The sequence below is a fragment of the Pseudoalteromonas sp. T1lg24 genome (assembly GCF_002964745.1).
GTDB classification, from domain to species: Bacteria; Pseudomonadota; Gammaproteobacteria; order Enterobacterales; family Alteromonadaceae; genus Pseudoalteromonas; species Pseudoalteromonas spongiae.
Window position 1 is genome coordinate 705,113 of the sequence record NZ_PQCB01000016.1, and the last position, 25,301, is coordinate 730,413.

25 protein-coding genes and 1 tRNA gene are annotated in these 25,301 nt (G+C 39.7%); 16 read left to right on the forward strand and 10 right to left on the reverse strand.

Annotation, left to right across the window (positions count from 1 at the left end):
* The first annotated feature begins 16 nt into the window (after positions 1-16).
* From mrdA to lipA, 7 genes are all read left to right on the forward strand, one after another.
* Entirely contained in the window at positions 17-1,891 is a 1,875-nt protein-coding gene (gene mrdA / locus C2M30_RS10630; protein WP_105171608.1) for a penicillin-binding protein 2, read from the forward strand.
* Positions 1,888-2,991: a rod shape-determining protein RodA gene (rodA, locus tag C2M30_RS10635; RefSeq protein ID WP_105171609.1), complete on the forward strand. Its 1,104-nt coding sequence runs from the start codon at positions 1,888-1,890 to the stop codon at positions 2,989-2,991. The genes mrdA and rodA overlap by 4 nt, the downstream gene beginning before the upstream one ends.
* A gap of 4 nt (positions 2,992-2,995) precedes the next feature.
* A complete protein-coding gene (locus C2M30_RS10640; RefSeq protein WP_105171610.1) occupies positions 2,996-3,739 on the forward strand; it encodes a septal ring lytic transglycosylase RlpA family protein in 744 nt (247 codons plus the stop codon).
* A gap of 59 nt (positions 3,740-3,798) precedes the next feature.
* Positions 3,799-4,950, forward strand: coding sequence for a serine hydrolase (locus C2M30_RS10645; RefSeq protein ID WP_054978450.1), 1,152 nt, complete (start codon positions 3,799-3,801; stop codon positions 4,948-4,950).
* 169 nt (positions 4,951-5,119) lie between these two features.
* Positions 5,120-5,398, forward strand: a complete 279-nt coding sequence (gene ybeD, locus C2M30_RS10650; protein ID WP_010560415.1) for a DUF493 family protein YbeD — start codon at positions 5,120-5,122, stop codon at positions 5,396-5,398.
* Positions 5,399-5,409: 11 nt separating this feature from the next.
* Entirely contained in the window at positions 5,410-6,048 is a 639-nt protein-coding gene (gene lipB / locus C2M30_RS10655; protein WP_239031301.1) for a lipoyl(octanoyl) transferase LipB, read from the forward strand.
* Between the two features lie 3 nt (positions 6,049-6,051).
* The gene (lipA, locus tag C2M30_RS10660; protein ID WP_054978448.1) at positions 6,052-7,017 is read left to right on the forward strand and encodes a lipoyl synthase; all 966 of its coding nucleotides are present in this window, start codon (positions 6,052-6,054) and stop codon (positions 7,015-7,017) included.
* 67 nt (positions 7,018-7,084) lie between these two features.
* Here the strand turns inward: lipA and C2M30_RS10665 are convergent, their stop codons facing one another.
* Complete coding sequence (locus C2M30_RS10665) at positions 7,085-7,606, reverse strand: DUF2867 domain-containing protein (RefSeq protein WP_158683374.1); 522 nt, start codon at positions 7,604-7,606, stop codon at positions 7,085-7,087.
* The gene (locus C2M30_RS10670) at positions 7,572-7,769 is read right to left on the reverse strand and encodes a hypothetical protein (RefSeq protein ID WP_105171613.1); all 198 of its coding nucleotides are present in this window, start codon (positions 7,767-7,769) and stop codon (positions 7,572-7,574) included. Before C2M30_RS10670 ends, C2M30_RS10665 begins: the two co-directional genes overlap by 35 nt.
* A gap of 122 nt (positions 7,770-7,891) precedes the next feature.
* Between C2M30_RS10670 and C2M30_RS10675 the strand changes: the two genes are divergently transcribed.
* Both C2M30_RS10675 and C2M30_RS10680 read left to right on the forward strand, forming a co-directional pair.
* Positions 7,892-8,422, forward strand: coding sequence for a TetR/AcrR family transcriptional regulator (locus C2M30_RS10675; protein WP_158683376.1), 531 nt, complete (start codon positions 7,892-7,894; stop codon positions 8,420-8,422).
* A 156-nt stretch (positions 8,423-8,578) separates the two neighbouring features.
* Positions 8,579-9,370 carry an META domain-containing protein gene (locus tag C2M30_RS10680; protein ID WP_105171615.1) on the forward strand — a complete coding sequence of 264 codons (792 nt, stop codon included), beginning with the start codon at positions 8,579-8,581 and terminating at the stop codon, positions 9,368-9,370.
* Positions 9,371-9,418: 48 nt separating this feature from the next.
* Here the strand turns inward: C2M30_RS10680 and C2M30_RS10685 are convergent, their stop codons facing one another.
* On the reverse strand, positions 9,419-10,267 hold the full coding sequence (locus tag C2M30_RS10685; RefSeq protein ID WP_105171616.1) for a 23S rRNA (adenine(2030)-N(6))-methyltransferase RlmJ: 849 nt from the start codon (positions 10,265-10,267) through the stop codon (positions 9,419-9,421).
* A gap of 181 nt (positions 10,268-10,448) precedes the next feature.
* Between C2M30_RS10685 and C2M30_RS10690 the strand changes: the two genes are divergently transcribed.
* From C2M30_RS10690 to C2M30_RS10720, 7 genes are all read left to right on the forward strand, one after another.
* The gene (locus tag C2M30_RS10690) at positions 10,449-10,673 is read left to right on the forward strand and encodes a hypothetical protein (RefSeq protein ID WP_010560423.1); all 225 of its coding nucleotides are present in this window, start codon (positions 10,449-10,451) and stop codon (positions 10,671-10,673) included.
* A gap of 3 nt (positions 10,674-10,676) precedes the next feature.
* Positions 10,677-10,952, forward strand: a complete 276-nt coding sequence (locus tag C2M30_RS10695) for a cell division protein ZapA (RefSeq protein ID WP_010560424.1) — start codon at positions 10,677-10,679, stop codon at positions 10,950-10,952.
* A 79-nt stretch (positions 10,953-11,031) separates the two neighbouring features.
* On the forward strand, positions 11,032-11,346 hold the full coding sequence (locus C2M30_RS10700; protein ID WP_105171617.1) for a hypothetical protein: 315 nt from the start codon (positions 11,032-11,034) through the stop codon (positions 11,344-11,346).
* 95 nt (positions 11,347-11,441) lie between these two features.
* Positions 11,442-12,797 (forward strand): LysM peptidoglycan-binding domain-containing protein, encoded by a 1,356-nt coding sequence (locus C2M30_RS10705; RefSeq protein WP_158683378.1) that lies wholly within the window; start codon positions 11,442-11,444, stop codon positions 12,795-12,797.
* A gap of 60 nt (positions 12,798-12,857) precedes the next feature.
* Complete coding sequence (locus C2M30_RS10710; protein WP_010560427.1) at positions 12,858-13,337, forward strand: FKBP-type peptidyl-prolyl cis-trans isomerase; 480 nt, start codon at positions 12,858-12,860, stop codon at positions 13,335-13,337.
* A 3-nt stretch (positions 13,338-13,340) separates the two neighbouring features.
* Positions 13,341-14,066 carry an SDR family NAD(P)-dependent oxidoreductase gene (locus tag C2M30_RS10715; RefSeq protein ID WP_105171619.1) on the forward strand — a complete coding sequence of 242 codons (726 nt, stop codon included), beginning with the start codon at positions 13,341-13,343 and terminating at the stop codon, positions 14,064-14,066.
* The gene (locus C2M30_RS10720; protein WP_158683380.1) at positions 14,047-14,913 is read left to right on the forward strand and encodes an amidohydrolase family protein; all 867 of its coding nucleotides are present in this window, start codon (positions 14,047-14,049) and stop codon (positions 14,911-14,913) included. Before C2M30_RS10715 ends, C2M30_RS10720 begins: the two co-directional genes overlap by 20 nt.
* 29 nt (positions 14,914-14,942) lie before the next feature.
* Here the strand turns inward: C2M30_RS10720 and C2M30_RS10725 are convergent, their stop codons facing one another.
* The 7 genes from C2M30_RS10725 to C2M30_RS10755 form a co-directional block, all read right to left on the reverse strand.
* Positions 14,943-15,608 carry a phosphotransferase gene (locus tag C2M30_RS10725; RefSeq protein ID WP_105171621.1) on the reverse strand — a complete coding sequence of 222 codons (666 nt, stop codon included), beginning with the start codon at positions 15,606-15,608 and terminating at the stop codon, positions 14,943-14,945.
* Positions 15,554-15,937, reverse strand: a complete 384-nt coding sequence (locus C2M30_RS10730; RefSeq protein WP_105171622.1) for a hypothetical protein — start codon at positions 15,935-15,937, stop codon at positions 15,554-15,556. The genes C2M30_RS10725 and C2M30_RS10730 overlap by 55 nt, the downstream gene beginning before the upstream one ends.
* Positions 15,938-15,988: 51 nt before the next feature.
* Positions 15,989-18,592, reverse strand: a complete 2,604-nt coding sequence (locus tag C2M30_RS10735; protein WP_105171623.1) for an ExeM/NucH family extracellular endonuclease — start codon at positions 18,590-18,592, stop codon at positions 15,989-15,991.
* Between the two features lie 833 nt (positions 18,593-19,425).
* Positions 19,426-20,619, reverse strand: a complete 1,194-nt coding sequence (locus tag C2M30_RS10740) for a 5'-methylthioadenosine/S-adenosylhomocysteine nucleosidase family protein (protein ID WP_105171624.1) — start codon at positions 20,617-20,619, stop codon at positions 19,426-19,428.
* The gene (locus C2M30_RS10745) at positions 20,594-21,070 is read right to left on the reverse strand and encodes a response regulator (protein ID WP_105171625.1); all 477 of its coding nucleotides are present in this window, start codon (positions 21,068-21,070) and stop codon (positions 20,594-20,596) included. The genes C2M30_RS10740 and C2M30_RS10745 overlap by 26 nt, the downstream gene beginning before the upstream one ends.
* Positions 21,071-21,077: 7 nt before the next feature.
* Positions 21,078-24,263: a hypothetical protein gene (locus C2M30_RS10750; RefSeq protein ID WP_105171626.1), complete on the reverse strand. Its 3,186-nt coding sequence runs from the start codon at positions 24,261-24,263 to the stop codon at positions 21,078-21,080.
* A gap of 917 nt (positions 24,264-25,180) precedes the next feature.
* A tRNA-Ser gene (locus C2M30_RS10755) sits at positions 25,181-25,270 on the reverse strand.
* Between the last annotated feature and the right edge of the window lie 31 nt (positions 25,271-25,301).

The window sequence follows — 25,301 nt, forward strand, 5'->3', positions numbered from 1 at the left end:
GAATAAAAACAATTAGATGCTAAAACAACGCGCTACTATCAGGGATCACTCAGCGGAGGCTAATTTAGTCGCCCGCCGCGCGTTTGTGGCGTTTGTGTTTGTCATGATTGTTATTGGCATCTTGTTTGTTAACGTGTTTAATTTACAAGTTAATCAACACCAAAGTTACCAAACTCGCTCCAACGAAAATCGCATTAAAGTCATTCCAATTGCGCCAAACCGTGGCCTGATATACGACCGTAACGGTGTACTACTCGCGGAAAACCGCCCTGTTTATAATCTTGAAGTAATCCCCGAAGAATCAGACGACCTCGAAAAAAGTTTAAACGAAGTCTCCGCTCTTTTTGATATTAGCCAAGAGCAGCAACAAGAATTTCTTAAAAACAGTAAACGCAAACGTCGTTTTAAAAGCCAAATTTTAAAGTCGCGCCTAACCCCAGAACAAGTTGCATTGTTTTCTGTTAACCAACACAAATATCCAGGCTTTAGCGTTGAAGCACGCTTGGCGCGTCATTACCCTTATGGCGATGCCCTAACCCATGCCATTGGTTATGTTGCCAAGATGAATAAAACCGAGCACTTTGAGCTTGAGATGGAAGGCCGCGACGTAAACTATCGGGCAACTCGTGATATCGGTAAGTTAGGCATCGAAAAATACTACGAAGAAATATTACATGGCACCGTTGGTAGCGAAGAAGTTGAAATAAATAACCGCGGGCGAATTTTACGCACGCTAAAATCAACCGCTCCGGAACCTGGCAAAGATCTCATTCTGACGCTGGATATTGGCTTACAGCAAATAGCACAAGCGGCGCTTGATGGCATGCGTGGTGCGGTTGTAGTGATGGATGCCCGTGACGGCGGTATTTTAGCCTTTTATTCAAACCCAAGTTACGATCCTAATTTATTTGTTCACGGCATTAGTAGCAAAGATTACAAAGCACTGCTCAACCCCGATAGACCTCTTGTTAACCGTGTAACCAAAGGGGTTTACCCACCGGCATCAACAATTAAACCACACCTTGCAATGTTGGCGCTTGATGAAGACGTTGTTACTGAAACAACCGAATTGTACGACCCTGGCTTTTTTAAATTACCGAAAGCGGATCACCGTTGGCGTGACTGGAAACCTTGGGGGCACGGCAAAGTCGATGTATATCGAGCAATCGAAGAAAGTTGCGATACTTACTTTTATGAAGTGGGTTACCGCTTAGGCATCGATAAAATTAGCGAGTTTATGTATCAATTTGGTTTTGGTCAGCGCACGGGTATTGATATTCACGAAGAAAAAACAGCCAATTTGCCATCGCGAGAGTGGAAAGAAGTCACATACAAGTTACCTTGGTACCCAGGCGACACACCCAATATTTCAATTGGTCAGGGCTATTGGACCGCCACCCCAATGCAAATAGCCAACTCCATGGCCATCATGGTGAACAAGGGCCTGCGCTATCAGCCGCATTTAGTGTCAGCAACTAAATTGAGCGACCAAGTACAAATTATAGCCCGTGATGAAAAGCCACCCGTGCAACTTAAAAATGACGAAAATTGGGATATTGCACTACGTGCGATGTACAACACAGTACATAAAAAAACGGGCACGGCGCATAAAGCATTTATTGGTGCACAATACACGGCAGGTGGAAAAACAGGTACTGCACAGGTAAAAAGTATCGCCCAAGGTGAGCGCTACAACGCAGAGAAACTAGACGAGCGCCATCGCGATAACGCAATGTATATTGGTTTTGCCCCTTATGAAAAGCCTGAAATTGTAATAGCAGTTGCCGTTGAAAATACCGGTGGCGGCGCAACCGTTGGGGCACCGATTGCGCGTACATTAATGGACTATTACTTTTCGAATAAACCAGAATCTTTGGTAGGTAAACCGTGAAGGCGCTCAATCACAATAAAACGATTTGGGATAGATTACACTTAGACTGGCCATTACTTGTGGCAATTTTAGTCTTAATGAGCGGCAGTTTAGTGGTAGTTTACAGTGCCGGCGGTCAGAATATTGATTTAGTATTTCGTCAAGCAACCCGTATTGGACTTGGCCTATTTGTTATGTTCGCCCTTGCCCAAGTATCACCCACAAATATGCGGCGCTGGGCATTGCCCATCTACGTGGTTGGTGTTGCCCTGCTGGTTGCCGTCATGTTTTTTGGTGTATCAAGTAAAGGTGCACAGCGCTGGCTCAATGTGGGCATTCGCTTTCAACCCTCTGAGATTATGAAACTCGCCATGCCGATAATGGTTGCTTGGTATATTAGCCGTTATCATTTGCCACCGAAATATCGTCATTTAGCAATTGGCTTGTTAATTGTCGCTATTCCAACACGTTTAATCATGAAGCAACCCGATTTAGGCACATCAATTCTAATTGCAAGTTCTGGCTTATTTGTGTTGTTTTTTGCAGGTCTTCATTGGCGCCTTATTTTAGGTGCGTTAGCCATTGCACCGGCGGCAATTTACGGTTTTTGGCATTATGGCATGCACGAATACCAAAAAACGCGGGTGCTAACCATGCTCGACCCTGAGAGCGATCCACTTGGTGCGGGATATCACATTATTCAGTCTAAAATTGCGATTGGCTCTGGTGGTGTTGAAGGAAAAGGCTGGACGCATGGCACGCAGTCTCAATTAGAATTTTTGCCCGAGCGCCACACCGATTTTATTTTTTCCGTGCTGAGTGAAGAATTTGGCCTAATAGGTGTCACTATTTTACTGAGCTTGTACTTGTTTATTATCGCTCGCGGCTTATTTATTGCTGTCAGTGCACAAGATGCATTCGGCAAATTATTAGCAGCGAGTATTACCCTGACCTTCTTTGTTTATGTTTTTGTAAACATTGGTATGGTTTCAGGGTTATTACCTGTAGTAGGGGTTCCCCTTCCCCTTATCAGCTATGGCGGTACGTCCATGGTAACCCTGCTTGCGGGGTTCGGTATTATTATGTCTATTGCAACCCATAAGCGTATTCTGGTGAAATAACACAATGAAACACCTACTACTTTTAACAATACTAATTTCTATAACCGCATGTGCGCCGTCTGGTCGCTACAGTATGCGTCATGATGCGGCGCCCCTGCGCGCGCCATTGCCAGAAGAAATGCAAGATGTTGCCGTAACATCTGAAAAAAAAAGCATTTCTGCGAGCAGACCTTATGAAGTGCACGGCAAGCGTTATCAGCCATTGCACAGTGAAGTAGGCTTCAGCCAAACGGGAGTAGCCTCTTGGTATGGGCGAAAATTCCATGGCTACGCCACATCTAATGGTGAGCCTTACGATATGTTCGCCATGACCGCAGCACATAAAACCTTACCGTTACCCAGTTTCGTGCGTGTTACCAACTTAGAAAATGGCAATACTGCAGTGGTACGCGTTAACGACCGCGGGCCATTTCACGATGATCGTATTATCGATTTATCGTACGCCGCCGCATATAAACTAGGCTATCATCGCAAAGGTACCGCGAAAGTAAAAATAGAAGCCCTAGTTCCGGAAACTAATCATCACAAAGCCTATATCCAAATTGCCGCAGCGCAAAGTATCGAGCACTTAGGCGTACTTGCTAAAACGTTAACGGCAGAACATCAGGTAGACAGTAAAATTGTGAAAAAAGATGGAATTTATCGCTTACGCCTTGGTCCAATCGACAATGCGCAAGTTGCGAAAGAATTACTCGATAAAATTAAGGCAAACAGCCATGAAAACGCATTCATGCTTTACAGTGACTGATTGCTTTAGGATAATTAACGCAAAATACCCAAAACTAATACAATTGACCCAAAAAGCCAATGAATCGAATTAAAAAAACAGTTATTGCTGCTATTGCAGCAGCGTCGTGCTTTTCACTACAAGCACAAATCATCCCCGCGCCTCCTCAAATCAATGCTAAGGGCTATTTTTTAGTTGACTTTACAACAGGTAAAGTAATTGCCGAAGGTGAAGCTGATACTAAGCTAGCACCGGCAAGTTTAACCAAAATGATGACCAGCTATGTGATTGGTCTTGAGGTAGAAAGCGGTAATATTTCGCTTGATGATCAAGTTACCATCAGTGAAAGAGCGTGGGCAAAAAACTTCCCTGACTCCTCAAAAATGTTTATCGAAGTAGGTAAACAAGTATCGGTAGAAGACCTAAACCGCGGCATTATTGTTCAATCAGGTAATGATGCGTGTGTAGCAATGGCAGAACACATTGCAGGTAGCGAACCAGCATTTGCTGATTTAATGAATGCCCATGCACAAAAATTAGGTATGAGTAATACGCACTTTATCAACAGCCACGGGTTAGATACTACAGAGCACTATACTACGCCACGTGATATGGCAACCTTAGGTGTTGCACTCATTCGTGACGTACCAGCTGAGTACTCGCTATACTCAGAGAAGTCGTTCACGTATAACGGCATTAAGCAGTATAACCGTAACTCACTGTTGTGGGATGAAAACCTAAACGTTGATGGTATTAAAACAGGCCACACCAGTGAAGCTGGCTACAGCCTTGTAACCTCAGCTAAAAAAGGCAATATGCGTCTAGTATCAGTTGTAATGGGTACTAAGAGCGAGCGTTCACGTGCAACAGAAAGCCGCAAATTACTTAACTACGGTTTCCGTTTTTTCGAAACAGTGACACCATATAAAGCCGGTGACAGCTTTGCCGAGCAGCGTATTTGGATGGGCCACAAAGAAACGGTATCGCTAGGTATTTTAGAAGATACACCGATCACTATTCCTCGTGGTCAAATGAAAAACCTAAAAGCGAATTTCGAGCTAGACCAAACACTTGAAGCACCAATTGAAAAAGGTGTAAAAGTGGGTACTTTGTTCTTACAACTAGACGGTGAAGATATTGCACAATATCCACTAGTAACACTAGAAGAAATTAACGAAGGTAGCTTCTTTAGCAAAATCTACGATTACATTCGTCTACAAATTAACAACTAATCTGTTAATTAATAAAAAAAGCGCCAAATGGCGCTTTTTTTATTTGTAAATTGCCAAAGACAGATAAACATTATTAATAAGCGTTTTTTTGAATTTATGATAGACTAGCGGGCATTTTCTTAGGGCCAGCTAAATGGTCGTAATAACCCTATAATTACTGAGGTGAAATGTGGTTAATCCGGTTAAAAATACTAAATTTGACGAGTTTTTAGAGTTCCCTTGTCCTTTTACTTTTAAAGTAATGGGCCTTGCAAATGTTGACTTAACCTCGCAAGTATTAACTGTGATGCAAAAGTTAGCGCCTGGCGACTACGCACCAAAAACCAAAGCTAGCAGCAAAGGTAATTATGAGTCTGTAAGTTTAGTTGCAACAGTCACCAGCAAAGAACATATCGAAACAATTTACACTGAGCTTGGCTCAATCGCAGACGTACGTTACGTACTGTAAGGCCTATTAATATGCCTAAATTGATCGTTCGACAGCTTAATCGCCAAGATTACGAGCCGGTATGGCAGGCAATGCAGGACTATACCGACACGCGCGACGAAAATGCCGCTGATGAAATTTGGTTGGTAGAACACAACCCTGTGTTTACCCAAGGTCAAGCAGGCAAAGAAGAACACTTATTAATGACCGGTGATATTCCGGTAGTTAAAGTTGATCGTGGCGGCCAAGTAACCTATCACGGTCCAGGCCAACAAGTACTGTATGTACTGTTTAATTTACGTCGTCTCAAAATTGGTGTGCGCGAATTGGTTACGTGGCTTGAAGAAACGGTGATCGATACCCTAAATGATTTCGGTATCAAGGCGTACGCCAAAGCCGATGCACCGGGCGTATATGTCGACGAAAAGAAAATAGCCTCTTTGGGTCTTCGCGTTCGTCGTGGCTGTTCTTTTCACGGTCTTGCGTTAAATATCGATATGGATATGGAACCGTTTTTACGCATTAATCCATGTGGTTATGCCGGAATGGAAATGCTACAAACCAAACAAATTAATGGCCCACAAACGCTAGAAGAAGCGTCAAGCGGGCTGGTAAAGCACCTAGTTAAAAAATTAGGTACCACTGAATATGAGCAAGTAGTAGGTTTTTAATCAATGAGTAAACCTGTAAAAATGCAACCGGGCGTAAAGCTTCGTGATGCAGAAAAAATGGCACTAATCCCCGTCAAGGTTATGCCAACTGAAAAAGAAGAAATGCTGCGCAAGCCAGAATGGCTAAAAATCCGTTTACCTAAATCAAGTGAGCGTATTGACGGCATTAAAAGCGCAATGCGTAAGCATGGTTTGCACTCAGTTTGTGAAGAAGCATCTTGTCCAAACTTGTCTGAGTGTTTTAACCACGGCACAGCAACCTTTATGATATTAGGTGCAATTTGTACCCGTCGTTGCCCGTTCTGTGATGTTGCCCACGGTCGACCGCTGAAGCCTGATGCACAAGAGCCAGAAAAGCTTGCCTTAACGATTAAAGATATGAAGCTAAGTTACGTTGTAATTACGTCTGTTGACCGTGATGACTTACGTGACGGTGGTGCACAGCACTTTGCCGATTGTATTCGCGAAATTCGCAAACACAATCCAGGTATTACGATTGAAATTTTAGTTCCTGACTTCCGTGGTCGTATGGATAAAGCCCTTGAGATTTTAACCGAAACGCCACCAGATGTGTTTAACCACAACTTAGAAACAGCGCCGCGCCTTTATAAGCTTGCACGTCCAGGTGCTGACTACAAATGGTCACTTGAATTACTGCGTCGCTTTAAAGAAGCTCACCCGAACGTTAAAACAAAATCAGGTTTAATGGTTGGCTTGGGCGAAGAAATTAGCGAAATTGAAGAAGTGTTGCGCGACTTACGTGAACATAATGTAGATATGCTTACTGTGGGTCAGTATCTACAGCCTTCTAAGCACCATTTACCAGTTAAGCGCTACGTGCCACCTGTCGAGTTTGATGCATTAAAAGACTATGCTGATGAAATTGGCTTCAGTCATGCAGCTTGTGGTCCGTTTGTACGCTCTAGTTACCACGCTGATTTACAAGCAGCAGGTAAAGAGGTTAAGTAACGAAAGCGTAAGCTAAATTACTTAAATAGATTGCAAATAAAAGCCAGCACATGCTGGCTTTTATGTTTTATATTCGATTCATTTTTAATGCGTAACGAATGCAAAATGGCGCAATAAATCGATGGAATGGCTTAATGATTGCCATATACACTCGCCCTTTTAACGTTCTTAACTCCACCTCTGTCGCAACAATAAATTGACATTGCGACACCCGTTTTACCGTTAGCCAAATTGCCATATTGGGCTCCTCACTGGTACTGACAACTTGCTCATCGCTTACCAATTGATAACGCAAAAACCCAGCGCTCTCGCCTGTTTTCATCGAGGTCAAACTACTTCCCATATTATTATCTGTTGCTAAAAAGCCAAACAGTGAGACGACTTTGTTACGCAGTGTCAAAAGTCCTTTCACCCACTGTGGCAACTCAGCAAAAATAGCAAAATAAACCTGCTGTGCAGTTAAGTCAGCTTTGTTTGCAGTAAACATAAATGCGTCTTTGTAACACGCCCCGCAGCCTTTGCTAATAACACTTGGAAATTGAATTGCCGTAACTTTATTTTTTACCGATCTGCTTTTGTAAAAACGCATCTTTAAACGCCTTTTTTCCATCTTTAAAGCCTAAAATAAGTAGCAACAGCACTACTCCACCAGGCACTAAAACAGCCATAAGCAGCGGACCAACAACATAGCTATAACAAAAGATAAACGGCAGAAAAATAACCGAGCCAAGTAATCGTTTTAAATGTTCCATACTCACTCCTAAAACAAATTGAGCGCGCTCATTTTATTATTGAGCACGCTCAAAAATCAACAACAATTTTTATTGCGTTAATTTATAAAGCTGGTGTAATAGCACGTGTACTGGAGGAAAACGTGTCAAAAAAAGAACAAACAAAACAACTTATTCTTACAACTGCATGGCTGCTTTTTAAAGAAAATGGATACCAAAATACCAGCACGCGCGATATTGCTATGGCGTCTGGTGTTGCCAACGGCACAGTATTTAGTCATTTCAAAAGTAAAATAGACATATTAAAAGCGGGATTTTCAGACCAATTAGATGAAGTACTGTTAAACGCCAGCAAAAAAGATAAAAGCCATACTGCAATTGAACGTATGTCGCACTATGCTAAAGCGCTCTACCCGTTTTACTTATCTCAGCGCGAGTTTAGTCGAGAGTTACTTGGCACGATCATGTGGCAACACAGTGAACTTGCTCCTCAGTTAGCACGATTTAAACACCAGCTAATACACGATAACAACGCAAATGCACATCATGCTGATGTGATCATTGATCTTTATTTTATGACCTTGCTATACGGGCTAAATCACCCTGAAATAAATGAAAATGAATTAGTTACACAACTTGAAAAAAAGCTGAGTTTGCTCAATGTACCGAACTAACATTCAGGTCAACTAAAATAAATTAAGCTACGTAGCATTAAGCATAAGTTAATAATAGCGCTTTAAAATACGCGGTGTTGAACTTGCAAAGAGCAAAGCTCAACACGCACTTGTGTAAGTCCACTTAATTTCGTTAAACAAGATAAAGGAACTACTATGAATCGCTTTGCTAAACCTTTGTTTTTATGTTCACTTATTGCCACCAGCACAATTACATTAACCGCGTGTCAATCTGCCCCTGAAGTACAGCAATCAACAATGCGCACCTTAAATACGGAAGTATTTTATTTAGACCGCAGCATGTTGCCGCCTAATGCCGAGTTAACAGTAACGCTTGAAGATGTATCAAAAATGGACGTTGCCGCGACCGTGATCAGTAGTAAATTAACCACGCTTGATACTGCGCCACCTTATCGCGTTGCACTAACTTATGATGAAGCACTCATTAAAGACAACATGCGCTACAACGTACGCGCACAGATCCGTAAAGACGGCAAGTTATTGTATACCACAACGCAATCAAATAACCCGTTTGCAAATAACAGCGATCCGCTACGACTAAAAGTGACTAAAATCGCCCCAACAATTAAACCAGACGTACCGCTGACAAATACTTATTGGAAAGCCACCATGTTACAAGATGCTCAAGTGAACACACCTGAAGGTGCACGAGAAGTCTTTGTACAGTTAAAAACCGATGGTAATGCACGTGGATTTGCTGGCTGTAATAACTTTATGGGTGGCTATTTAGCAAAAGAGTTTGGCCTGCGCTTTAAAGGCATGGCCAGTACCATGATGATGTGCCAAGGTACGGCGAACACCCTTGAAAGTGCAATGCATCAAGTATTGCAAGATACGTTTGAATACAAAATAAAGGGTGAGTCATTAACCTTATTTAACGAGAAAAAAGAAAAAATTGCTCAGTTTAGTGCCGTATATTTTAACTAACTAAAGCTTGCTTAATACATAAAAAAAGCCGCATTTTGCGGCTTTTTTTTATTCTTCAACGAGTTGTTCGCTACGGTAAAAACCACCGTCATCCGATAACAAGGAAACAAGTTCTGGTAAACATGCGTCCATGGTTTTTTTCAATGTCCATGGTGGGTTTATCACAATCATGCCTGAGGCCGTCATACCTAATTCATCACTATCTGCGCTCGTCGCAAGCTCAAATAACTGAATATTGCGAATACCCGATGCTATAAGCCCCTGCTCCATTTTTTCAATGCGCTCGCGTGTTACTACAGGATACCAAATCATAATAGTGCCACTGTTAAATCTCGCGTTGGCTTTTTTAACGGTTTTAACAACTTGCTCGTAATCCGACTTTATTTCATAAGGAGGATCAATTAATACGCAACCACGTTTTGCTTGCGGTGGTAGTAAACCTAATAATCCTGTAAATCCGTTTTCTTTACGAACGTAGGTTTGCTTGCGACGCGTGCTAAGCTCAGCCATATTGTTTTTTAAGCTTTCGCTGTCTTGCGGGTGCAGTTCGAATAACCAGCGTTTGTCGCTATCACGTAACAAGCTGTCAGCAACAAGTGGCGAACCTGGATAAAATTCAAGTTCCCCTTTATTAAACTGTTTTACACGCTCAACATAATTTGCAATTGCTTGGTTATCACCTATGTATTGCCATAACTTAGCAATTCCATCTAAATACTCTTGCGTTTTTTGGGCGTCTGCATTGGCTAAACGATAAATGCCAACACCTGAGTGGGTATCAATGTATTCAAGTGGCTTATCTTTTTGCGTAAGATAAGTAAGCGTTTCAATTAATACTAAATGTTTAATAACATCAGCAGGGTTACCTGCATGAAAAGAGTGACGATAGCTAAGCATATACAGCCCTAAACGTAAATTTGCTGCATTATAACTCTTTTATACATGTTTTACGGGTAGATTTTGCGCAGTTAAACGATTTTAGCTAAATTTCCTTGAACTTAGCCTTGCTATCGCCATCCAATACCCATATTTACATATTACTGTCACATTTATTAATTATTATTTAAGGCGTGCCATTATGAGCGACAATTTATACTCTACGCTACATTCGTTAGTTGACCAATTAATCTCCCAAAACCAAACCCTAAAAGAAGAAAAGCAAGCGCTTGAAACTGCGTTAGCTAAAGCAAAAGACGAGCTTGAAACATCGCAGCTTGAATTAATGGAGCTTGAAGAATCGAGTAGCTCACAAGCAGCTTCTTTAAACGAACTTGTTACTAAGCTTTCGCAAGCGGCAAGTTAATTTATGGCGCAAGGTGATAATCAAGGCCTCGCAATAACCTTACTTGGCAAGCAACATATGATTGCTTGCCCAAAAGGCAAAGAAGATGAGCTGCTTGCTGCAGCCAACCGTTTAAACGATGAGTTAAACGAATTTAAACAGCGTGCACACACCAAAAGCGATGATAAAGTATTGCTGATGGTCGCGTTGAATCTTTGTCACCAATTACTCAGTGCTGACGCGCAACATACCAAGCAAATGAACCAACTGATTGTTAAGTTGTTGTCAGCAGTCGAATAATATATCTCAGATTGTTCTGGAAATTATTTTACTATTGCGATATTAATGTCACACCTTTAACCGCTAAAAACCGTTGGCCATGCAAAAACCTCAACTATTTGGCATCAAACTACTCGTTATTAGTTTAGTATTTTTTGTCATTTTAATTGTAGATGCAGTGGTTATTTGCCAGCTTTTAAATACGCAAAACTCGGTAACTGTGTTACAAGTTCAATTGTGGGGAAGCTGTTTGGTAGCAGGTGGTATTGTGAGTGGCATTTCGCTTTTACAGCTCAAAAAAATCAGCGCAATGCGTGCATCAAGCTATTTAATTATGGCCTTGATTTTTATAGCCTTACCCTTTGTTTTTGCGACAAGCCCTTATTCTGTAACAAGTTTTTTTAACTTCTTTTAAATCTTACAGTTATCAATTTTTTGCTTTTTTGTCATTTCTGATACTTTTTTCTTGTCTACACTTAAACCAAGTTTTCCTGAAAAGGCATGCTGGTTATGTGTCGCTCACCCGAGTTAAAAGGTCTATTGCTATCGCTGTTACTTGCATTAGTAGCACCAACTGCATCTGCCGTGAGCGACAAATCGAATATTTGGCAACTTATTGCTGAAAATAGACAGCTAGCAAACCTCTCACACCCGCGAATTGACGATAAATTACACTGGTATTCGCAACAATCGTTTTATGCCAGCAATATTTCATTACGTGCAAAGCCATACTTACCCTACATAGTTGCAGAGCTTAAAAAACGTAATATGCCGATAGAATTAGCCCTACTGCCCATTGTTGAAAGTGATTTTCGTATGACTAAATCACAAAAAGGCGCGGCGGGAATTTGGCAACTTATGCCACTGATTGCACAGCATTATAATGTGCCAATTAACGGATATTACGATGGCCGCTTTGACTTAGCGCTTTCAACCCATGCTGCGCTGAGTTATTTAAACGAACTATACGTGACTTTTGACAAAAACTGGTTGTTAGCAATCGCAGCGTATAACTGCGGTGAGGGTAAAGTAAAAGAGGCAATACGTATAAATAAACATAACGCTAAACCGGTAGATTTTTGGCATTTGCCATTACCGCAAGAAACCAAAGATTATGTACCTAAGCTATTAGCGGTGAATAAACTGATTGCGAACAATCCGTCGTTTTTTCCACCTGTGGAAAGCATATCCTCTACTCGTATCATCGATGTAGAGCAGCCCTTTTCCATTATTGTCATTGCAGAACTGCTTCAAGTGCCTAGCGCGGAAATATTAAAACTAAATCGCGCCTATATCGCCGATAAAAGTGCACCAAATGGCCCCTTTCACTTGCTGCTACCAAAAAAGCTCGGCGTCACACTAGAACAAGTATTGTTGTTTAGCCGCTATGGCACAAATAAAGGGTACACAGTTAAAAAAGGGGACTCTTTATACCGCTTAGCAAACCTCACGAACACGTCAATTTCAAAGTTAAAAGCGCTTAATCGTTTAACAACAGATGTATTGTATATCGGGCAGCGTTTAATCTTACCCGCCAGCAGTAAAAGCATGCCGAGTTTAGTGCGTGAATATGCCATTAGCCGGTACATCAAACGGGCAAAACCGGAAATTGAAAGATTAGAAGTATCTTATCAGGTTAAACCGAGCGACTCCCTTTGGCACATTGCCACTTTATTTGATGTTACCATCAAGCAGCTGCGTGATTGGAATGCATTGCCGCGCAAAGGCATTATAAAACCAGGGCAAGAATTAAAAATTATTATTACGCAAGCTAAAGCGGCGCCTCAAAACATACTTACATCTGGCGATATCACCGAGCAACTGCCCTACTTTTCAATTAGCCAAACTGCGACATTAAACAATTGATTTTCGCGTCTTAATCTGAATTCATATATACTGCGAAAAATTGTTAAATTTAGGATTATTATGCAAATCGCAAAAGACGCCGTTGTTGAATTTCATTACACCGTTTTTGAAGGTGACACTCAGTTGGAATCAAGCAAAGATGGCTCTCCACTAGCTTATCTTCATGGCCATGAAGGCATGTTACCAGGTTTAGAAAATGCGCTTGATGGCAAAGCAGCTGATGAGAAATTTAGCGTTGAGCTTGAAGCTAAAGACGCGTACGGCCCACGCCACGATAATGCCGTTCAGCGTATTCCTTTAAAGCACTTACAAGGTGCTAAAGTATGGAAGCCAGGCATGACTGCCGTTGTGCATACCGATCAAGGTCAACGCCAAGTGACAATCATTAAAGTTGGTCGCTTTAACGCTGATTGTGATTTAAACCACCCATTTGCCGGTAAAGATTTAACCTTTAATATCGAAGTTGTATCAGTACGCGAAGCAACAAGCGAAGAGTTATCGCACGGCCATGTGCATGGCGCTGGCGGTTGCGGCCACTAAATTATGAGTAAGGTAGCAGTAGTTACTGGCGGTAGTAAAGGCATTGGCCTTGCTACCGTTTCGCGATTAATTGACGATGGTTATACCGTTTACAACCTGGATATTAGCCATTCAGAAGTCGGGCATTTTATCAATTGCGATGTGAGCAATGTTGATGCGGTTGGCAACGTGATTGCAAATATAGGGCAACAACATCAATCGATTGATGTGGTTGTATCTAATGCAGGTCGCCACCTTTCAGCTAACATCGAAAACACATCTGAACAGATGCTAGACGAGCTATTTTCGTTGAATGTGAAAGGCGCGTTTAGCCTAATTAAGCATGCGCTACCTTTTATGAAACAAAACGGCGGCGCAATTGTGCTAGTAGCGTCTGATCAAGCGCTTATTGGTAAGCGAAACTCCTTCGCATATAACTTATCTAAAGCGGCACTTGCCTCAATGGCACGTACCACCGCGTTAGACTATGCCGAATATAACATTCGTGCCAACGCTGTTTGTCCAGGTACCATTGATACACCGCTTTATCATGCAGCTATCGATAGTTACTGTGAAAAAAGCGGCGCTAACAAGGCCGAAGTACACGCTGAAGAAGAAGCACTACAACCGCTTAACCGTTTAGGTCAGGCAACTGAGGTAGCAGATTACATTGGCTTTTTGGTCAGTGATAAAGCGACATTTATCACCGGTAGCTTGCAGGTTATTGACGGTGGATACACAGCGCAATAACGCTATATTCGACCCTCACCTTCATCTTTTTGATTTAGATGAAGGTGATTATTTTTGGCTCAAAAATGCACTGCCCCCTTGGCCAAAAATTAGTTTAATTCAACGCAATTTCACACCAGCCGATTTAAAACTACCGGTACATCTTCAGCTTGACGGCTACGCGCATATTGAAGCGGGTTTTAATAATACTCACCCCGCGGCCGAAATCGCCTTTTTAGAACAAAAATACAAACGCGCGCATTGTGCGATAAGTTATACGCAAATTGACCAAGACCCTAATACTTTTAAAGAGCAAATTCAGGACTTTTCACGCTATGCTACTTTTGTTGGCATTCGAGATATTAGTGAAGGAGCGGATGCCGAGCGATTATTAAAACCAGAAGTCGTAAGCAATTTTGCCTTGCTTGAAAGCCATCAGTTAATCTTTGAGGCGCAGTTTGAACTTCACCAACACCCTATCACAAAGCGCTTATGTGATTTAGCAAAAGCATGCCCCACTTTAAATATTGTGTTAAATCACGCAGGTCTGGTTACAGCTGAATCGTTTGATGATTGGCACACAGCAATCAAAAAACTGGCACGCTTTGATAATATCGCGATAAAGTACTCTGGGTTTGAAATGATAGACTTGCCATTAAACGATCCATTCAGAAAAACGGTGTTAACCACACTAATTACGCATTTTGGCGAAAACCGCGTTATGTTTGCCAGTAACTTTCCAATTTGTTTAATGACATCAAGTTATGCCTCGCTTTGGCAACAATATTACGACCTGTGCCCTAATAACGCACTGTGGCAAAAGCTCAGTTTTGCTAACGCGAAGCGAATTTATCAGATACAGAAATAGCGATAGCTAGCCAGCTCTCAGGTTAATTATTACGAGATATTTGCTAAAGCCTTATTAGCGTGATGCCACGCATATTCATGTAATTTCCAATGTTTTGGTGACCAGCCCTCTAAAAAGCGCACAAAGTCCGCCCACGCAACGCTATAAAGTGCTAACCAGCACGATAAAATTTGCGTACCGCCCGGCTTAGCAAACACATCACAATACTTTAAAAACGCCGTTTGATAATAACTCAGTAACTCATGCTCAACAGCATATAGTTGCTCACTGGTAAATGCACTACTGAGTAACAACATTACGTCTTGTATACCAATGCCTTTGCCAACATACTGAAAGTCATACCCTGCAACGGTATTTTGCGACATCATAAAGTTAGCAATTTTAGCATCGCCATGAATAAGTGTTTGATAGGGACAACTCCGCAATTGATGATCTAACTCTGGCGCTGCCGCTCTTAACGCTGTATGCGACATTGCGTTTAACTCATCCGGACGCGTCGCAAGATGCCAATAACCACCTTGCTGCCATAGCTTATTGTCACTGACATTAATATTTTGCGCATGAAAACACGCTAACCAATCAAGAATTCCTTTAACCGCTGAGATATCACCTTCGGCTATGGCTTCAAACCCCGCAGATGCTAAATCACTGAGCAGTAAATACTGTGTATTATAGCTTCCAGAAACCCTAAACATTGTGGCGTGACGACATTAAGCTTGTTGCTATAGTAGCGATAAAAATATTGTTCATTGCGATAAGAACTTAGCTTTCGAGCAGATGCAAAGTCACTATTCCAGCCCTTCGGGTGGTGTATTTCAGTTGGTTTGCAAATGGATTTTACTACCACTGATTCATCATGTTGTGCAAACGAAATACGATGCAGCGCACCAAAGCCACTCCAAACTGTTTTGAAGGTATCTACTTGGTGAATATTTGGCTTGCCAAGAGTTTGGCATATTTGCTGTTGAATGGTGTCATTTAGCATAGCGTAACCGGTATTATCAAATCGCGTATACGCTACCATATTGCAAAAAAAAGAGCAGCAAATGCCGCTCTTTTGTTCAACGAGTAACAATTAGAAATTTTGCTTAGTTGCTTTGTAGCGCAGCGTCACATTTGCATACGGTAAAATACCACGCAGACGGAAATACCACTTACCCTCTTCAGGTTTGTCTAGCGTACATGTTTCGTTGCTGCCCCATAAATATGGACGACAATCATATTTAAAGAAGTTAGGCTGTTTACCGTGGCGCACATATAAATCTGCTTCACCATCGCCTTCAATTGACACTTCTAACGTATCAAAACCCGCTGGCAGTTCAATAGTACGGTGATCCCACCAGAACCAACCGGATAGGTTTTCAAATGTACCTTCAATAACTGTTGGCGCTGGGCGTGTATCAAAGTCAATTACGATTGGGTCGTGATCAGATGCACGATAAGCGTGATCGGCATATAAACTTGCTAGGTGCTTATCTGATTTGTATTCCATGTTGTAGTCAAGTGAAACTGGCTCGTCAGCATTAATATGCCAATCTTGAATACCAACTACTTTGTCATACATGCTGCTTGATGCAAATGCGTGATCTAAACTACCAATGCGACCTTGATATACATACGAGTAATCACGTGTATGACCAAAGCGTTGCTTTTTAATGTTTACAAAACCATTGTTAACAAATGCATAGATTGGGTCTTCTTCACCATACGCGTTCATATCGCCAAGAATTACCATATCTTCATCAGCTACAGTAGTTGGGTTAGTCGCTAACCACTCATTCAGTTTATTAACTGCGTTAACGCGAGTTTGGTTCCAACAACCTTGACCATCCTTTTGATCTGCATCTAAACCTTCCGCTTTACTACAACTACCTTTAGAACGTAAGTGAGTAACCACTACAGAGAAGTTCTCTTTGGTTAGCTTATCTGTAAAGGTTTGCATTACTGGTGGGCGGTTTCCGTAATCAAACGGAACTGCTTCAGTGAACGCAGCTGTGCCTATTTCCGCCACTTTATTACTGCGATAAATAATCGCCGACATAATTGCGTCGCCACCGACCTGTTCCGTGTTTAAATTAACAAAGGCATAGGTATCGTTTGCTTGAGCGGCATTTAAAGACGCAACTAAATCAGCAATTGCACTTAAATCAGAAAAACCATCGTTTTCCATTTCAAGTAAACCAATCACATCTGCATCTAGCGCTAAAATTGCACTCACTGTTTTTGCTTTTTGACGTTCAAATTCTTCTGCAGTGTCTGCACCACGAGGCGTTGGGAAACCACCGCCTTGACCGTCACCATTGAAGTAATTAAGTACGTTAAAGCTCGCAATTCGTAAATTACTGTTTTCAACAACGTCTGGCGCTTCGCTACGCTCATTTTCAGGGATAAAGTTTGGTGTTGTTGTTGGGTGAATACGGTACTGGCTATAGCCATAGCCAAGTACACCGGTAAGGCCATTTACTTTATCGCCTAGACGCAATGTATTGTAAGCATCAAGTTCTGGCGTTGGGTATGGGATCACCTCAGGGTTTTGCGCGCTTGAACCATCATCTAATGTAATAGATTTAAGCTTGTTTTCAGCCTCTACTGCATTTGCAGCATCACCAGGCAGTGCAACTTGTGTGCTTTGGAATAAACGTTCTGTGCCAAGTTTTAACTCGCCGTAGCGTGACAGACCATAAGTGTCATTTACAACTAGCTCATTAGATACACTTACAAGCATACCTTCATACGCTTCTAAGCCACCTTCAGCTGGTAGTGTTATTTCTGTCGCGCTATAACTTTCTGTGCCACACACTTTAAGATCACCAACATAAGCAAGTTGAGTTTGCCCATATTTTTCTTCTACTTTTGCACGTAGTTTTACAACATCACCTTGTGCTATTTCAGTTTTGTTGTAATAAACAAAAATACCTTCTGATGTGGTTAAGTCACTATCTTGGTCAAATGACTCTTCTTGTAAGAAAAAGCCTTTTAACTGATCGTCACCTTGCAGGCTTACAGTAACAACTGCTTGCACTTCAACTGTTTCGCCTACAAGCGAGCTCGCATCACCATTCCCTTGGATAGCACTAATAAGAGTTGCATCACCACCGCATTCAACTGGGTCCGGCTCTTCTGTTTGCTGATTGTGGCTACCCACATTTGAAAAATCATCTTTTGGCAATGCCATCCATTCAAGTTCGCCGTCAAACGCCGCATACGCATCTGTACGGCCAGATTTTACAGATTCTAATCTAACTAACGAACGGTCTTGAGTGCGTACATCGCCGCTTACCCAAGCTGAACCTGGATCGACACCAATTTGGCCTAAGCTATCAACCACAGTGTCGCTGTTAGTTAATGTAACCGCGTCATCACCGTTAAACCAACTGCCATCAGTATCAAGCTGCGCTTTTGCTTTTAACGCTTCCGCTGCACGTGAGTGTGCAACAACATAAGTAGTGTTAGGTGCAAGCTCACCAGCAAGCGTAATCGTACGGCCAATTTCCGTCTTACCATTGAAGTAAAAGTTTAGTGCGTAAGTTGATAAATCAACTGCGGTATCGCCTGCATTATAAACTTCAACCGCTTTATTGTAGCTGCCGCCTTCAACGTATTCCGAAATGATCACATTCGCATTGGCACTGGCTGTTGCCAAGGCAATTGCGCTTGCCAAAAGTGTTTTCTTTAACATTAGTATTGTTCCCGATTTTGTTTTACCCGACTAAGGAACATCGTATGCTAGGCATATAAAGTGACAAATCAATTACAAAATAGTGTTTATTTACAGTGATTTACGATTAATTTAACATTTTTGAAACATTTAAAAATAAAAGGACGAATGTCCGGTGTTTTAGCTGTTTTTAGGAATAAGAAAAGAATATTAATTCCCAAATGGAATTAGCGTTACTTATTTTTAATTCCATTCGGACATATGACCTTGCTGCTACCAATGAAAAATTCACGGCGACACTATTAGCCGTTTTATTGTATTTAGCTCGCAAGAGATTAATAACAAGAAGCAGACTTTGCACCGCACCTTTTGTATAAACAAGCTGAAAAAACCAACAACACCTTTCCTCTTTTCGCAGAATAAAATCACACACTGTTGTGACCTAAACCACTAAAGCCCGCTATGTAAAACCAAACTCACTAGCGTGACTCATTTTCTTAAAAGCTTGATAGCACACGCTCTAAAAAAACCCTTTCGGTAAACTGCAGGCATAAAAAACGCCTGAGTACAAACTCAAGCGTTTTCTTTAAATCTATATGGCGGAGAGGGAGGGATTCGAACGCTCCACTTGAGCTATACCCTCCAAAAAAACGAACAACCTATTGTTATTATTTGCTTTTAATTAGGAAAGCAATTCTAATCGATGATTTATTAAATGTCACACATCATTATATAACTACAAAGGTGTTCAATAATCAATTATTTATTAAAATCGAGGGTAGAAAGTAGTTAAATGCCTCTCAGAAATTTTTAGAGAAAGGTTCTCAGAAAAATTCCACGTTAGAAGTAATGAGCTACTTAATATTTAATATCGGTTTAATTATATTGATCAATTCAATTGTAAATTTTGCACTAACTTCTGAACAAAAACCATGATAAGAGTCTCCTTTTTGTTCATTTCCAAAATCACAAACTGACTTATAACCAAGAAATAAGGGTTTAATATGCGACATCACACAAGCACTGTACATACCAAATATTTCCATCTCTAAACCGAGAAGTTTCCTATGCTGAGTTCTCAATTCTGACATTTTTTCAGCGTTTGAAATAACCGAAGAACCAGTAACCATCGGGCCAATATGTAATCTTGGGCTCTTTTCTGGTCGCTTATGCTCAGTTTGTTGCCAAAATTTCTTCAGAATATTTGTTTCTTCTAACTCTTTTGCCTTGTTTATAAGACGTTGATCAACTGTGATTTGATAGGGTTCAATAGCAAATTCCTCTCCTTTCCATTTTCCGGTTTGCCATTCCCAGGAAGGGCTAGCAACAATAAGATCACACTCGTTAACCTCTTCTTGAACTCCTGCGCATATTCCGGGCATTAATATTAACTTCGGCCTCAAATAATTAATAAGTCTAGAAGTTGTAATTGAACTGGAAACGAGACCCATTTTGGGAAGTACACCAAGAGCTACTTTATAGTTAGAATCAGACCCTATCAATGACAGCCTAAAGTCAATATCTTCTATTCCAAAAGTTTCCTCTCTATACCAAGAAAATTCAGAAGCTGATAGTAAAGGAGCTGCTTCCTCTTGTAGTGCTGTCAATATAAGAACGTCTACTCCATAATCAATCTGTGTACTGGTTTTTATAACTCCCTCGAAGTTAGTCTTAACATATTCTTGAATATTTGAGGTTCCATCATAATGATAAATAATTACACCACAATCTTCTAAAGATTGTTTATAATCATTTTTCAGCCCTTCGTGTTGTGTAATGGCAATAGAAAATTTCGGCTTTTTATACCAATCTAACTCGTTAACTTCTTTAATAAGTTCAATTCCCGCATTAGGTACGGGGTCTTCATTTTTCCTTTTTGGAAGAGCAAGGTCTATAACTGCAAAGTCATAAATTTTTTCTGAAAATAAAGTTAATGCTTCATTTACAGTTTTAGCAATATCTAAGTTATATTTAACTCCAATATTTAAACCTTCTTTAATAACCTCTATTTTTTTGGGGCAATCATCTATGATTATTACATTTATCATGTTGAATTTTATCTAACCTATCTAAAAGTTCGCTTTTCCAAGCGTCTGTAGTAACATTAAATTGAACTAAGTCATAAAAATTTTCGGGAAACTCATTTGCTAATTCAACCTTTAAAGCATTCGCATCAAGAGGCCTATTATCAAACATGATAGTTTCATATTGGGTAATGACAATTACACGATTTACTAATTCAAAGTAATCCATGTTTCTAAGAATCTCTATTCCGCCAAAACCTTGAGGTCTTCCACCTGAGTTGCTTTCGTTTAAGTCATATGTAGGAAGAGACATATCTAATAAAACGATTATTTCTTCATCCAACAGCTCTAATTCATTCAAAGCAGATGATACAGACTGCACATGTTTACATTCAAAATCGAAGTATTTTTCCTTTAAGCAATCAACGATTTTCTCTTTTTTATACTCATCATCTTCAATTATTAAAAACTTCATAATTTACCTACATTACTAGTAGTGTGAATATTATTTCTACCTTAAAACGACCATCAGAGTAGCCAAAGTCTAAGTGTTCCTTTCTAGCTATATATGGCAGAGCTAACAACTTATGGAAACCAGATCCTCCTTCCTCACGAGCTTTATGAGTATTCGTAGCAATTTCTTGCCTAATTTGAGCGAGTCTATCAAAATCTACATCTGATTCTAAAACTGGATTCGATATTGCTACTTTGAGCTTTGAGCTAGTTAAATTAGTTGTTTGTTCTAATACTTCTACAAAGATTTCCGTTCTATCATCTTTGCCATGTTCTTGAATATTAGAAAGTAATATTTTAAAAGCATCCACCATACTTTCTAAAACATTCGAGTGAAATCTATTTTTAAGTTCGCAGTCAATAAATTTTAGTTTAGGATCAAATGACTGGTGCACCCTCTTTGTGCTTGCTAGAGCTATCTCTACAATATTCACAAAGCTATAGTTCCTAATTGACTTACGATTCTCACTAGAAATATCAAACCAAGACTCTATCTCAGTAAAGACATTAAACATATCAGTTCGAGCATCAACTACACTATTTACTATTTCTTTGGCTTCCCTATCACCAAGCAAAGTTGTTATATCTTCCTGCAAATTTTTTAGTTTTAGGAAAATACTTCCAGTTAAATTCTGGGAAATTAATACTTTAATTGAGCTTGCGTGCTGTTCTAAAGAAAGTACAAAGCCCTCTAATACAAATGTTAAAAACTCATCAATGGAAGTATCTTCATTCACAAAATCTTCAATTAACGCAACGGTGTATGTAGTAATATCAACGCTAAAACACCCAAGTGGGTTTTCATCCGACTTTATTTGAATATAATCTCTAATAAAGTCCTTTAGCTCTTGGTCTATAGAACGCGAAAACTTATTTAAGATACTACTAAGTTGGGCCCTTTTCCCATGTTCGCTTTCTGAACAGAGCTTGTTAAGCCAATACTTATTTTCAGTGTAGTCGCCAATTTCATCAGAATACTTTGTAATAAGATGATTTATCTCTAAAGGCCCCCTTGTCACTCCGAGAAACCTTCCATGTCTAATTCTCATACTTAAATAGTAATCCAATCCAAACTCATGATTCTTTAGGAAAATATCAGTTAGAGAATAAAGCAGCGATACCATGAGTGAGTATTTCTCTTGGCTAGGTTTTTTGAATAACCCGCTTTCATCTTGGGTAGATAGGGAGAGCTTTTGCAGCACCTCCCCTAGTGAGAGTGTTTTAAGTGTCTTGTATCGCTCAAAAGTTTTTAGGTGTTTATTCTTTGCCTCTTTAAAAAAGCGATCCTGATCAACTGTAAGACCCACGTTATCAACTTCTTTAATTCCCTCAGCAATTACTAATTGCCTTTCCAGTTCATCAATTTCATCTTCTAAATCGTTGTTATTTACATTTAAAGATAGTAGTTTTTTACATATAGCTATTCTTTCAGCTGTAATTTCATTTGGATTACTATACTTTTGCGAGTCTTGAGATAAATTAAAGGTAGAGCAAACTTTATTTAGAAAGAAATAAAACCTTTCGAAGTCATCGTTAAAATGACTGAGTTCTAACTCACTTGGATTCGATAAACCTGAGCTATTTAGAAAAGCTCTTAAACAAGCTTTGAGATTAAATAGCTGCTTCTCATCATTATATATTTTAAGATATGCCTCCAAAGCTATAGCACTATCTTGATAAGACTCTATGCTTTTAAAGAATCTCCAAGATTTACCAAGGAACAATTCCCCTAAATCAAATATATGAACTAATTTCGGATTTTTTATGTAATCTGGAACAAAAATCTCGAATGCGTCTTTGTACCTTTCTGAACTTATTAGCTCTATGAATTTTAACTTCAAAAAGTAGTACTTGATATAATTCGAATAATTTGAGTCTGTATACTCTTTCGCATTTAGTAAAGAGGAAGAGTTCTCTTCCGTTTTAATTAAAACACTATTGAGATCTACTAATTTTTCACCGCCGACTTTGTTAAGAAGTAATTCGATATCTTCATTTAAATACAAAGGGGTGTAGAAATAGCTTAGCATTTTACAATAAGAAGAAAACCTATGAGACAATAATGAATTTGGTAATTGCAAAAATGAGAATACTTGACTGATATGCTTAATATTATAAGTCAGAGATTGGATATACAAATTAGCATCATCAAAATTTGAATCTACTGAAACAAGACTTTTAATTGAACTTAAATAAGAATTAATGAACTTATTTTCTGACTCAAGCTCTATTCCACATTTTAATAGTGTTGGAACAATACATGGGTCTAAATAAGTTATGTTTTTAATATCCAAAGTTCGACTTGAAGAGTGAATAGGCTCGCTTAGAAATTCGACCGACTTCTGTGACAAATTTTCAAGTAAAGGATCTTTAACTTTAGATAGAATCCTCAAAGCCAGTTTTGAATGATTTAGTTTTTCTGCAAAGTGGTTTTCTACTAGAACTCGTGACACAAGTAAATATTGGTCGATGATAGAATACCTTTGGGAAAAAACAAGCAACGTTGATACATCTTTTAAGTCAAAGCAATTGAGTTCATTGAATAGGTAATAGTTAACAATCGTTTCAATTCTATATTTAAAATCTGTATCTTTTAAATCACTAATAACGTTACTTTGTCTAAAACGAAAAAAATCTACATCACAATTATCTTCATTTCTTTCGCTAATTAGATAAGCTAAATAATATGTCCAGTCGAACTCTCCATCGTTAACTTTTAGATTAAAAATTTCGGTAAGAAAATTTTTATTTCCACTAAGCGACTCTAATTTTTGTAAGCAAAAAAACTTAGCCTCTAATGCCCATATTGACCAACCGAAGCTCGAAATAATATGTTCTAAAACTTCAGAAGCTTTTCCAATATCGCCATGTAATATTTCAGATTCATATTGCTTCTTTAAGTTTAGAAACTCATTTAATATTGAAGAATGGTTAGCAATTAGATTACAGGACCAAACCAGCTCAAGCTCAGCTGGCTTTTCCTCAATTATTGGAGTTACACCTAATAAAGATAACGAATCAGGAAAAAATGGGAAAAAACTACTTAAAGGCCCATTTACTATTTCTACCGCCTTTGGGTAATCAGAGATCCTTTTCTTTTTTAGAATTTTACTGATCCTGTTTATATGCCCTTTGTTATTGTTATAAATTCCCATACAAAAATATTCACTGTCCTTAATTATTCTGTAACTATATAAGAGTTAATAAAAAAATAAAGTTTTTATTCCAGTTTTGCTCACGCAAAACCATCATCTATCTTGATATACCAGCTCATAAAACTGCCAATTTGTAGAGTTCTTTCTTTACAGAATTGGTAAACATAATGACGTCTACCTTGGCCTTTAACACTTTCACGTTTAGATATTTGCTTGAATCCGAAAGCCTTAATAGAACCAGTGAAGATAAAGAACCAAGATTTTTGTTATTTTTGGTCTTTGTAACCTCAAAGGTTATATCTGAAATTTTAATGTTAACACCTTCATATTCAAGTTTTCCTTCCTTTAAGAAGTATTCTAAGTCTTGGATTTCTTGCTTAATAAATGTACCTTTTAGAGATTCAGAGTCTAACTTTAAAAACTAACATTGAACCTTGTAACCAGCATTTAAAGGTATTCATACGTATTTCAGGCGGTATATCTTCGAGTAGTTGAGTTATATGAAGTGCTGTTACAAGGTTTCTCTTAAGTGGCAATACTTCGCTTTTTTGTATTGAGAGATACTCTAACTGAAAATGGATATCCTGCGTCCCTAAGCTCTTTAGGAAGAGGAATTCTTGTATAATAAGTACAGTAGCGGTCTTTGCTCAAATACATTGTTCTACTCGATTGTCACACCGAGTAGAATAAAGGAGGGTTTATAGCTTAAATTCATTAAATATCTTTAAATCAATATGGCGGAGAGGGAGGGATGAACTTTAATACATCCCTGTATTTACCCGCTTCGCGGCGCCTTCGCGGTTCAAATTATTCCCGATAATGTGTCGAACCCTAATCGAGGGCCTCACCCTCCTGACATAATGCGGGCATAAAAAAACGCCTGAGCATAAACTCAAGCGTTTTCTTTAAATCTAGGATGGCGGAGAGGGAGGGATTCGAACCCTCGATAGGGGTTAACCTATACACGAGTTCCAGTCGTGCGCCTTCAGCCACTCAGCCACCTCTCCGCATTACACCGACTTGCAATGTGTGGCGTAT

What these genes read in the sequence shown, in the direction of transcription:
- mrdA (WP_105171608.1), top strand. Translation starts at nt 17, where the DNA reads ATGCTAAAACAACGCGCTACTATCAGGGATCACTCAGCGGAGGCTAAT.
- C2M30_RS10640 (WP_105171610.1), top strand. Translation starts at nt 2,996, where the DNA reads ATGAAACACCTACTACTTTTAACAATACTAATTTCTATAACCGCATGT.
- C2M30_RS10645 (WP_054978450.1), top strand. Translation starts at nt 3,799, where the DNA reads ATGAATCGAATTAAAAAAACAGTTATTGCTGCTATTGCAGCAGCGTCG.
- lipB (WP_239031301.1), top strand. Translation starts at nt 5,410, where the DNA reads ATGCCTAAATTGATCGTTCGACAGCTTAATCGCCAAGATTACGAGCCG.
- lipA (WP_054978448.1), top strand. Translation starts at nt 6,052, where the DNA reads ATGAGTAAACCTGTAAAAATGCAACCGGGCGTAAAGCTTCGTGATGCA.
- C2M30_RS10665 (WP_158683374.1), bottom strand. Translation starts at nt 7,606, where the DNA reads ATGCGTTTTTACAAAAGCAGATCGGTAAAAAATAAAGTTACGGCAATT.
- C2M30_RS10670 (WP_105171613.1), bottom strand. Translation starts at nt 7,769, where the DNA reads ATGGAACATTTAAAACGATTACTTGGCTCGGTTATTTTTCTGCCGTTT.
- C2M30_RS10680 (WP_105171615.1), top strand. Translation starts at nt 8,579, where the DNA reads ATGAATCGCTTTGCTAAACCTTTGTTTTTATGTTCACTTATTGCCACC.
- C2M30_RS10685 (WP_105171616.1), bottom strand. Translation starts at nt 10,267, where the DNA reads ATGCTTAGCTATCGTCACTCTTTTCATGCAGGTAACCCTGCTGATGTT.
- C2M30_RS10690 (WP_010560423.1), top strand. Translation starts at nt 10,449, where the DNA reads ATGAGCGACAATTTATACTCTACGCTACATTCGTTAGTTGACCAATTA.
- C2M30_RS10695 (WP_010560424.1), top strand. Translation starts at nt 10,677, where the DNA reads ATGGCGCAAGGTGATAATCAAGGCCTCGCAATAACCTTACTTGGCAAG.
- C2M30_RS10700 (WP_105171617.1), top strand. Translation starts at nt 11,032, where the DNA reads ATGCAAAAACCTCAACTATTTGGCATCAAACTACTCGTTATTAGTTTA.
- C2M30_RS10705 (WP_158683378.1), top strand. Translation starts at nt 11,442, where the DNA reads ATGTGTCGCTCACCCGAGTTAAAAGGTCTATTGCTATCGCTGTTACTT.
- C2M30_RS10710 (WP_010560427.1), top strand. Translation starts at nt 12,858, where the DNA reads ATGCAAATCGCAAAAGACGCCGTTGTTGAATTTCATTACACCGTTTTT.
- C2M30_RS10715 (WP_105171619.1), top strand. Translation starts at nt 13,341, where the DNA reads ATGAGTAAGGTAGCAGTAGTTACTGGCGGTAGTAAAGGCATTGGCCTT.
- C2M30_RS10725 (WP_105171621.1), bottom strand. Translation starts at nt 15,608, where the DNA reads ATGTTTAGGGTTTCTGGAAGCTATAATACACAGTATTTACTGCTCAGT.
- C2M30_RS10730 (WP_105171622.1), bottom strand. Translation starts at nt 15,937, where the DNA reads ATGGTAGCGTATACGCGATTTGATAATACCGGTTACGCTATGCTAAAT.
- C2M30_RS10735 (WP_105171623.1), bottom strand. Translation starts at nt 18,592, where the DNA reads ATGTTAAAGAAAACACTTTTGGCAAGCGCAATTGCCTTGGCAACAGCC.
- C2M30_RS10740 (WP_105171624.1), bottom strand. Translation starts at nt 20,619, where the DNA reads ATGATAAATGTAATAATCATAGATGATTGCCCCAAAAAAATAGAGGTT.
- C2M30_RS10745 (WP_105171625.1), bottom strand. Translation starts at nt 21,070, where the DNA reads ATGAAGTTTTTAATAATTGAAGATGATGAGTATAAAAAAGAGAAAATC.
- C2M30_RS10750 (WP_105171626.1), bottom strand. Translation starts at nt 24,263, where the DNA reads ATGGGAATTTATAACAATAACAAAGGGCATATAAACAGGATCAGTAAA.